This is a genomic window from Mesorhizobium sp. WSM4989 (assembly GCF_029625795.1).
Classification (GTDB): Bacteria; Pseudomonadota; Alphaproteobacteria; order Rhizobiales; family Rhizobiaceae; genus Mesorhizobium.
Map to the genome: position 1 here is coordinate 1 of NZ_JARTVN010000036.1, position 269 is coordinate 269.

Here is a 269-nt window from a genome sequence, read left to right on the forward strand (position 1 = left end):
GATCCCAGCCGGCACAAGCGCATCGATTATATCTTCACCAGCGCTTCGCTTGCCAGATCCCTGCAGCGTCTATGGGTCGACCGAAAGGCAGTCGGCTCGGACCATCTGCCGGTGTGGGTCGAGCTGGGCTGATGGCCATTCATCTGGCGGCGTTTTCGCGTTCGACGATCGCCATCATGATCGTATCGCGGTATTCCCCGTCGACATGGACGGCATCGCTCTGCACGCCCTCCCTGACAAACCCGACCTTGTCGTAGAGAGAGATGGCG

General features: G+C 60.2%; 1 pseudogene. It reads left to right on the forward strand.

Going from position 1 to position 269, the window contains the following annotated elements:
* Positions 1–132: pseudogene (locus P9217_RS30215) on the forward strand (EEP domain-containing protein); the annotation flags it as partial.
* Positions 133–269 lie beyond the last annotated feature (137 nt).